Annotated in this window: 6 protein-coding genes; 2 read left to right on the forward strand and 4 right to left on the reverse strand. The window is 46.8% G+C overall.

The features are described 5' to 3' along the window. From NTD86_RS24340 to NTD86_RS09210, 4 genes are all read right to left on the reverse strand, one after another. On the reverse strand, positions 1-197 hold a 197-nt coding region (locus tag NTD86_RS24340), incomplete at its 3' end, for a hypothetical protein (protein ID WP_410016967.1). Between the two features lie 74 nt (positions 198-271). Next, complete coding sequence (locus NTD86_RS09200) at positions 272-3,658, reverse strand: hypothetical protein (RefSeq protein WP_262201890.1); 3,387 nt, start codon at positions 3,656-3,658, stop codon at positions 272-274. A gap of 67 nt (positions 3,659-3,725) precedes the next feature. After that, a complete protein-coding gene (locus NTD86_RS09205) occupies positions 3,726-6,167 on the reverse strand; it encodes a hypothetical protein (protein ID WP_262201891.1) in 2,442 nt (813 codons plus the stop codon). A gap of 138 nt (positions 6,168-6,305) precedes the next feature. After that, on the reverse strand, positions 6,306-8,072 hold the full coding sequence (locus NTD86_RS09210; protein WP_262201893.1) for a hypothetical protein: 1,767 nt from the start codon (positions 8,070-8,072) through the stop codon (positions 6,306-6,308). Positions 8,073-8,271: 199 nt separating this feature from the next. On the opposite strand from NTD86_RS09210, the gene NTD86_RS09215 reads away from it, so the two are divergent. Together NTD86_RS09215 and NTD86_RS09220 are read left to right on the forward strand one after the other, a co-directional pair. After that, entirely contained in the window at positions 8,272-8,805 is a 534-nt protein-coding gene (locus NTD86_RS09215) for a hypothetical protein (protein WP_262201894.1), read from the forward strand. Between the two features lie 50 nt (positions 8,806-8,855). Further along, positions 8,856-9,052: hypothetical protein (locus tag NTD86_RS09220; protein WP_262201895.1), on the forward strand; the 197-nt coding region annotated here is incomplete at its 3' end.

Here is a 9,052-nt window from a genome sequence, read left to right on the forward strand (position 1 = left end):
GTCCCGAAACCACTGTCACTGTTGTTCAGTGGGTTAAAGTTAAGTTGCAGAGGAACGACTGGGCCACACAAATGATTGGCCTTGAGTTCTGGTAATGTAATCGCGCAGGTATATTGTCCGGTGCGCGGATCAACCTGCCCTTGTATGTAACTCATAAAATTGAATGCATTAGAATGCACAGACGTAGACGTTGACATAACGAGCTTCCACTAATGGATATAAAACCAAGAAGCACCCGCCTGCGCAGGTGCCCTTTCAAGGATTGACGCGACTATGCCAAGATGGCCAATCTGTTTCGATTAACACCATCAAAGGTGATTCGCGGCGTGTGTTTATTTCCATATACATCGTAAACAATAAGTGATATTGCCGTATCGAAATCGGCTTTTACATACTTGTCAAATTGCCAATATTGACGTCTCTGCAAACTAAACAACACTTGGCCAACAGGTGGTTCCTTGCCAGAAATAACGATGCTTTTCGGAAGATTGCTCTGATTCGTTAATTTCCGCATGACCTCATCCTGGACATGCAATCTCATTTGGCCCTGATCATTTTTATCATCTCCAAACGCATACCCGACGATACTGTGAATATCTTCAAGAGTCGTATCACTTTCCCATTTAACCATACTCGAATTTTTCTCAAATACGATTTTCTTTATTGCTATCAGCTCCGACTTGATAATCAATTTCAAGTAATAATAATCCAACGTATCTAAAACATCGTCATAATCACCCGGCCCTTCCACACGTATTGGATAAGAGTCGCCATTGTCAAACGTGAACACGACATTGCCAATCGATCCGCCTACGGGTGGTTTAACGGCGATGAGATTAATGACTTTGTAATTGACTTCACCGTCACCCTTAAGAGGATTAGAGTAGAATTCTTGATAGCTATCGCTGGTCAACTTCGCAGCAATACGTAAATTTTCAACGCTATGGCATTGAACAAAAAATTCCTTGACCTCAATTTCCATCTGTTCAAGCGGCTGCACACCACCTGCAGAAGTTAGGCTTTGATGTGGATAAGTATCATATGTACTCTTGGCTTCGGTGTAATACCACTTACCTCCTTCAGGGACACCCGCCTCTCCCACTTCGGGCAAGGGTATTTTTTGCTCGGCCGTCACAAGACAAATACTGTCGTACTCCGTTTGCGATAACTTCACTTCAACACCATTTACGTCAGAGGCTTTGAAGCGCACCACAACTTTGGCTTGCTGTAGACCATTGGCATACACCGTAGGCGCTACCGGTGTTATTTCAAAATCAAAAATTTCATACGAAACCCACTCTGACTGCCGGGCATGTTCAGACAAATGAACGATACTGTAACCGGAAACAACGTCCGCTAATGTAACTTTTACAATGCTATAGGGCGCGGTAATAATGGGTGGCGCGGTGAAAACGCCCTTATCTGTTATTGACCCTTCTCCAGCAATAACCTCCCAGTCTATTTTTGGATTCTCCCCGTTTTCAATTGGAATGCTAAAAACTGCCTGACGGTTCGGCCTGACACCCGGATGAAAGTTTGGAAAGACCCCCAATGAAAACGTCCCTGAGCGAAGCAGGACAGTTGCAACTGCTGCCTCTTGTGTTTCATTGTCCACAATGTCAATCAAAACAGTTTCCAGCCCATTAGCCGCACTACCCAAGGGTGGTGTGTAAACCGCCTCGTTGCCATTACAGACCAAGCTACCCCGATCACCGCGCGGGGTCCAGGTCAGGCTGGAGCCGCTCAATGCATAAGCCTTGAGCGACACCTCTTTACGATTACCCATATCGATCAGCGACATCGCCGGTGTCACCGCCACACCCGTAATTGCGACGGTAACCAGTGCCGAAGCAGTCACCGTTTTTTGGCTGACCTCATCGAGATAAGTCGCTGTCACCACGTTACGCACAGCGGTGCCATCGAGTCGCGACACGTCAGGTGCCGTGTACACACCCTCTTGATTGACACTACCTAGCGCCTGTTCGCCATCAATACTCCTGACAGTCCAGGTAACATCGGGAGCTCTAACATTCACTTGTCTGATTGTAAACGCTTGGCTCTCACCCGCTTTGATAATCGCTAACAACGGATCAAGAGTGAAAGTGGTTTCTGTCGGATCGATATTACCGACCATCAACAAATCCCCTGGTAGGCGTGCCTCGGTCAGTTGTAAAACATTCTGTTCAGGGAAGAGTAAGTTGCTGATAGCGAGAACGGAAATATCAGACATCTCAATGACATCGAACGCGTCAAAAATTGCCTCTAACGGTTCAACAAGCTGTTTTGTAAAGTCAGTATCAAAATTCTCATGAAGACGATCAGTGCCCAGAGCGTAATACTCTGTAAGATCTACCGAGCAGGATGCTGTTGAATCGGATGCCTTCTGCAAAGTGACACTATTTTTATCACCCACCTTGGCGTCCAGATAAATATTCACGGCGGGCGAAGCATAGATATTGAAAGGCAGATCAAAATCCCTGGGCGGTACAATAATGGTTGGATTATAGCCATACAGATTAAGTGCTTGCGTTTGTTTATTATTCATTTTAATGGCGGCTCGACCACTTGACTCACACTCTACAATCAACGCCGCCTCACGAGTCGCACCGTTAAAGTCCAACCCCACCGGTGCAAGATTGGTTATTACGTAATCGTTAAAATTATTAGACCATTTCAGTAAAACATCCGGAATATCAATACTACCGATACTGGCTCTTAATGATCGCGCCTTATCATGAGAGTTTGACTCTCGATCAAATCTAAGCCCCTTGCCCAGTTGCAGCTCCAGATCAGGCTGAACATACCAATCAAACAGTACTCGGCTGGCCAACACCAAAGCCCCTGAATACTTGCGCTTACCTGTTACAGGATCAATGTCATTAGGAATAAGATAGTCCAGCGATTCGCCCGTCGGCTCATTGCCTTCATTCGGAGTGCCCTTGGTGTTGACCAAGAGCACCACCGCCCCGTCACCGTAACTGTCGGAACCACGGAGGCGACTTTCATCGGGTGCCATGGTCCTGATCTTGAATGATTTCGGCGCCAGTAGACCCGCATCGTTCAGATCCAGTGTGCCCAACTCGTAAATCCGATCCTCGGGCTTTTGCTCCATGAACAGGTTTTTGAAAAAATTCCCCAGCATTTCCTGGGCCTTGGGCTCTTTAACCAAATTGCAACTGCAGTTATAGCCATCGCCAATATCAACGATGACCTTGCCTGTGTCACTGACCGTACCTGACGCGGCCTTCAAATCGATATCCATGGTCAGAGTAAAACCCTGCTGGGCAGTGATGGTGGAGCTATAGAGGATTGTACCCGGCACTTGGTTAGAGCCCGTGAGTCTGTATGAGGCTGTGCCAGAGACGACATCCATAGTCGCTGTGACCCGAGAGTCACGCAGCGACGCTTTTTCGAAACTAAGACGCGGGTGACTTAACATGACACCCCCCAATTCGAATACTTCTCCCCCATCCGGTGTCATTGGTACGACGCCAAAAATACGCTTCAAAAAGCTGGTACCTTCAAAACGCGTAACGTATTGTTGCTCCAGCAAGCTATTAACCTTGGTGCGATTCATAAAAACCAGAGCGTCCCAGCCCAGAGTAACGGATGTACCGTGTATCTTCTTAGTGAGCTCTTCCAACGTATAAGTGGCCATAATCAAACTTCCTTACAAAGCACAGCAAAATAATTATCAACAGCACTTAAAATTAAGCCAAACCTGATTACATGCCGGGGACTGTATTACTCATTTTCGCAACAAACTCTGCGTGCGTGGAAAGCACCGTATCGCTAACTTGCACAACAAGCTCAGCGTATTTGGAGAGCGGTAACGGAACGGCTAAACAGCCATTCGCAATTAGTACTACCGCATCATATTCAGCCATGACAACTGCAAAACTGCCCGGTATTACTTCAGCAGGCTCGGTATAAACACCACTGTCAGGGTCAATGACACCCGGCCCCTCCAACAAACTCCACTTTAGATTTGGCCCTGGCTCGACTGGGCCTTTAGTACCCACTAAATTAAACTTCACAATACCTTTTTCAGGCGTGCTTGATTCATCCATCGCTACGGGCATCATAGTCAGGATCTTATTGATACACACATAAAGATAAGCACTTGTATTGTTCTTTGTATTTGTAACTTTAATCTTGTCGATTGGGTAAGGCACATCGTCATCCATTTGGTCCCCAGCTGTATACAAACGCTGTGCCGGGTTCCCCGCAACTTTAGACAATGTTGATCCCCACTGCGGCGTCTCAATGACCCACTCAAGTGTCTCACCGCCCAATGCCGTTGCTTCAAGCACCGACGTCTTATTGGTATCGCAACTGGAATAAAGCGGGTTGACTTGTATCGCGCTGTGGAGCACCGACACCAGAGCAGAGCTTTGCACTGGCTGCCCATTCAGTGTCCCCTTTGCAGTCACCACAACGGTGATGGCACCCTCTTTAATTTGATCTTGAGTCGGGGCCTGGTACAAACCGGTCGAACTGCATGAGCCCGCCTGATCATTTTCCCCATCCACATCACGCACACTCCAAGTAATGTCAGCGGGTAAAGGTTGCAAGGAAAACTGAAGGGTACTGCCCGCTTCAATGGTTGAGTTTAACGGGGCGATGACGGAGGTGGTACGCAAGGGATCGACTTGCCCAAAGACGGCTAAATCGCCGGGTACATAAGCTGCCGTGAGTTGCAAAGCGTTATGACCGGGAAATAAAAGATTGCGCAGTAAAAAAGTGTCAATTTCAGGAATATCAATATCATCGACTACATTTCGAACTGCACCGCGAATCTTGTCAATGATTAATGCTTCAGTGATCTCCATACCGCCCATATTCCAAGCAACGACTGGATAATTGCAAAATTCCATCGTATAGTTTTCATTAATTATTGTGGCCTCACTAAGTTTGACGTTATTGGACTCAACATCAAGACTAAGCTTCATCGACAACTCAATATTAAAATTACAAATAAAATCAATATTTGTAGGAGGACTAATTGTCAACGTATCCACCACACACTTACCAGGATACGAATTACTCCAACTTAACACTATCGAAGCCCCAGCTTCTCCATAAGTTATTCTAAAGCCATAACGTTCATCAACAGGATTTGCAAACTCAAAGCGAAAGGAATTAAATTCAGTACTCGCCGACGATTCATAACCCCAGGTTTCTCCACCTTGCCAATATTTATAGTAAACCTTTTCGGTGATATCACCTCCACCGGCGCTTGCTTTAAGCGTTGAAGCCATGTCCGAACCTGTGTTAGACATTTGCAAGACAAGCCCATTACCAATAGATTTTTCCAATGCAGGTTTTAGAATTTTCTCGGCCAGCACTCGGCTCGAAAGCAACATTGAGCCCGTAAACTTTTTCCCCCCTTCATCTGCGGGTATAAGGTAAGTCGAATCGGCACTTGGAAAAGAGGAACCCGCTGTCCCTCCTGCCATTGTAATAAATAACATGACTGCTCCATCGCCATATTCTGCATCGTTTAACAAAGCGGCCGGTGCAGATTTCATTACCTTTATTTCAAAATTTTTAGGGGTCAACAAACCATTGTCATACCCATCTATAGTGCCAAGTGAGAATTTTTTTTGCGCCGCTGGTAAAGAGTCAAAATACTCTTTAAAGCGACGACCCACGTCTTCTTGGGCCAGATCGCCAATAACAAAGTTCGCCATAAAGGTATCGGCCTTGTCGAGATCGATGATCACATCACCCAGGCCATTGACGTTGCCTTTAGTGATCGGCTGATCCATCCATAATTGCGAACCATTAACAGGCAATACCTGCATAATCCTCTTGGTGTATACAACCCCCCCCGGGAATTCTGCGGTAGTCACAATCATGCCGCCAACCATATTCATGGTTAACCTGGCCCGAGGATCGAGCTCGGGGGTCGACTGCTCAAACGAAAGAAGAGGTGAGCTCAATCTCAGATTAAAGATGTGTTCTTTATGACTGCCATCCCCCCACTCGGCGATCATCGAAGCGGGTTCAATATTGCCATTTTCGGTATCAAATCGCTCAACATACAACTGCTGTAGCAGTTCGTTGGCCTTGCGCTGATCATAAAGTGTCAAAGCATCCCAACCGTACGTTAAAGACTTATTATGTAACGACTGTGTTAACTCAACCAACGTCATTTTAGCCATGAGAACCAACTCCACTTAATGATTAACTCGCTGCAGGTCACAGCATTTTTAAATGTTGAAACAGCTTCCACCAAACCGATCAGCACCCATTAATTCAGGGCAGGTACTTAACCGAATGTCACTCACACCGCCCTCGGCTTATGCGACCAACTTTAAGGTCAATATCTTGTTGAACAGCGTTGTTGTATTCCCGCCATCAAAACTGACACTGGCCCTTAAGCTGAATGTCGAATTAAGTGCAATACCGGCCAGCTGTGTTTTAAGCAAGCGAACCGAGACGCCGCCTGTAACTTCGTCGGGCAATACATTGCGCACCGCTATGAGGTCGCGCTCGCCTATGCCACCGGCAGTCAACCACAAACGAACGACTTGTTCTGTCGAGATAAAAGGCCACTTCCCTAACTTTACTAAAGCGCCTGAGCCAGGAATATCCGACAGTTTCAACGTAGCTGGAGAACCGACTTCGGCCCCCTCACAGGTTATAGAAGGATGGTTGCGCAGCGGTTGAATATAAAGCGCCAGAGAGGGTTCAGCCATTTGCCCTGATACGCTGTACGTCACTTCAACTGTTCTATTGAAGTTCGAGGGGATGACAGTAGGTGGAACTTTGAACTTCATCGGGTTCAATTGACTGGGCTCTGTTACTTCACATGACCCCTTGTCATCAAAGCCTTTCCAATAGGCAATGACGGTATCACCTTCGCCGATTATGACACTCGCGGGAAGGGTAATGAGTGCACCGCTGAGCGCAACTATTGGATCAAGCTCATTCCTATCTTCGATGACGACGCTTGCGTCCACTGTCGGGGGCGGCAGCACCAAGGGTTCTCGCACGTTCAGTTCCAGGGGAACACTTGAACCCGAAGCGTCAGCGCGGGCGTATTGAAAACGCAAGCTAACGAGGCTTCCCCTGTTATCGAGTAACCACTGATTGCCAATCGGCAATTCGATTAAACCGGTCTCGATATTGGATGAGTCGATCTTCAAAAACTGAATGGTGTGCTTGTTAGCACCACTACCTGTGCCATAGACAAGCACCTCGTCGCCGATGCGAATGTCTGGATAGGCTGCAATCACAACACAGATGCCGGTAGGGAACTGACCCGGGTTGATTTCAGTACCGGTCAGGCCCTTGACACTGGGCGCAGCCAACAAAGGCTTCATTGGCGCTGTGATGAGTAAGGTGCGCTGTGTCGAAACAGTCACTGGACCGGAAGGGCTAGACGCATGGGTGATCTCGTAATGCAGGGTGACGGCCCCACCGCGCAACTGAGAAAAATTGGCTTTTGGCACATCCCAACTCAATACTTGCCCCGGATTATTGGTTCGGTCAGTATCCGTATCACTCAACGTTTTGACGGGCAGATTCACAGTGCTGCCATCACTACCATCCGCCTTCGTCCCCTTCCAGATAATCCTGACCTTATCGCCATTAGACATAACGTTATAAGGTACTATCGCAAGCATTGCACTGGCTTTGAGCGTCTCAAGGTCCAACTGATTATCATGCGACTCTTTTATCTGTGGTGCCGACAGCCAACCCACTGGACCGACACCAAAATGAATTCTCTTGGACTCTTCTCTGGGGTCACCGTTAGCCCGTTCAAGATAAAAGGAATAAAAAACTTGTCCTTTATTCAGTGACACGACCAAGTCATTGGCCACCGTCATCAAAAAACCCAATTCTCCCTCTGTCGCCGGGTCGATAAAAATCGGGGTGTCATTGATATCAACGGGGTCTCCGTTTTCTTTACGACCCAGCCAACTCTGATAAATCACATCACCGCCTTGTGGGTTATCGTACTTGGCATAGGTGTTCAAGGGCCCACCGTTCAAGTGTTGTGGATCAATCGTATTGTTGATTAAAAGCGGGATGACGGGGGCATCCAAATCACCAACTGCCATGGCGCTGTTCCTTGTAATGAATGTGTAAGTGGATAGTTTACCCACTGAACAATTGACTATTAGGTTCATGTTGTACGCCTTATTTTTTAGGCTGTGTACTAGCAGAAGTACTAGGTTGCCAAGGCCTTCTCAGGTGCTAAAGTCGGGATGAGGCAATTTCAAACCCCACTTTTCGTGGACAACCAATGAGGCTATATATATGAACAACTCTACATTTCCAATGGCTGCACTTTGCGCAGGCGTGATGCTCTTCACCATCAATTGTTTTGCCACCACAACTCCGCCGACAACTCAAGAGTCCTATGGGATCATACATTTACTCGATGATAAAGGTGTCGAGAAATGTACACTGGCCGTCCCGGAAACTTCACAAACATTCGACTTTAGTTCCAGCAGTGAATATTGCGAGAATAATTCTGTCTCTTCGTTCTGGCTTGAAAATGTAGCGTCCGCCACATTGATTCAGTTTTATGATAACGAGTGGTGCAATGGCGCTCAGATCCCTAGTGTTTTTTACTTCAAACTTAAAACCACCAAAAACCCCACTGATTGGAGCGAAACGGCTCCTCGCGATACGACAATTGATAGTTTGAGAAACATAAATGTCGGTGGATTAATCTCCAAAAAGAATACTCGCATGGAAGAAAATTTTATTGGATCGACATACGCTAATAAAAACCTGAACGAACGAATCAGCTGTGTCTATATCGAGCGTTCCCAGCCTGTCAACTAATCCACTATCAATATACCACCCCCATTCCTGGTTGCAACGAGGCTCTCTTCATGGCCATCTCCACCTCTGTATCGTCTAATGCTTTTAATTTTTTAAACTTTATCCAAAGCCAAGTTGATCCGCGGACTGGACAATATACCTGCGCGATTACATTACCAGAACTCAAGGCCAATCATTTGTGTGGCCCAGTCGTTCCTCTGCAACTTAACTTTAACCCACTGAACAACAGTGACAGTGGTTTCGGGAT

Origin of the sequence: Pseudomonas sp. 7P_10.2_Bac1 (assembly GCF_025465935.1) — a bacterium.
In the GTDB taxonomy this organism is placed as follows: Bacteria; Pseudomonadota; Gammaproteobacteria; order Pseudomonadales; family Pseudomonadaceae; genus Aquipseudomonas.

Excerpts from the sequence above, each read along its gene's own strand:
- NTD86_RS09200 (WP_262201890.1), bottom strand. The coding sequence starts at position 3,658 with ATGGCCACTTATACGTTGGAAGAGCTCACTAAGAAGATACACGGTACA.
- NTD86_RS09205 (WP_262201891.1), bottom strand. The coding sequence starts at position 6,167 with ATGGCTAAAATGACGTTGGTTGAGTTAACACAGTCGTTACATAATAAG.
- NTD86_RS09210 (WP_262201893.1), bottom strand. The coding sequence starts at position 8,072 with ATGGCAGTTGGTGATTTGGATGCCCCCGTCATCCCGCTTTTAATCAAC.
- NTD86_RS09215 (WP_262201894.1), top strand. The coding sequence starts at position 8,272 with ATGAACAACTCTACATTTCCAATGGCTGCACTTTGCGCAGGCGTGATG.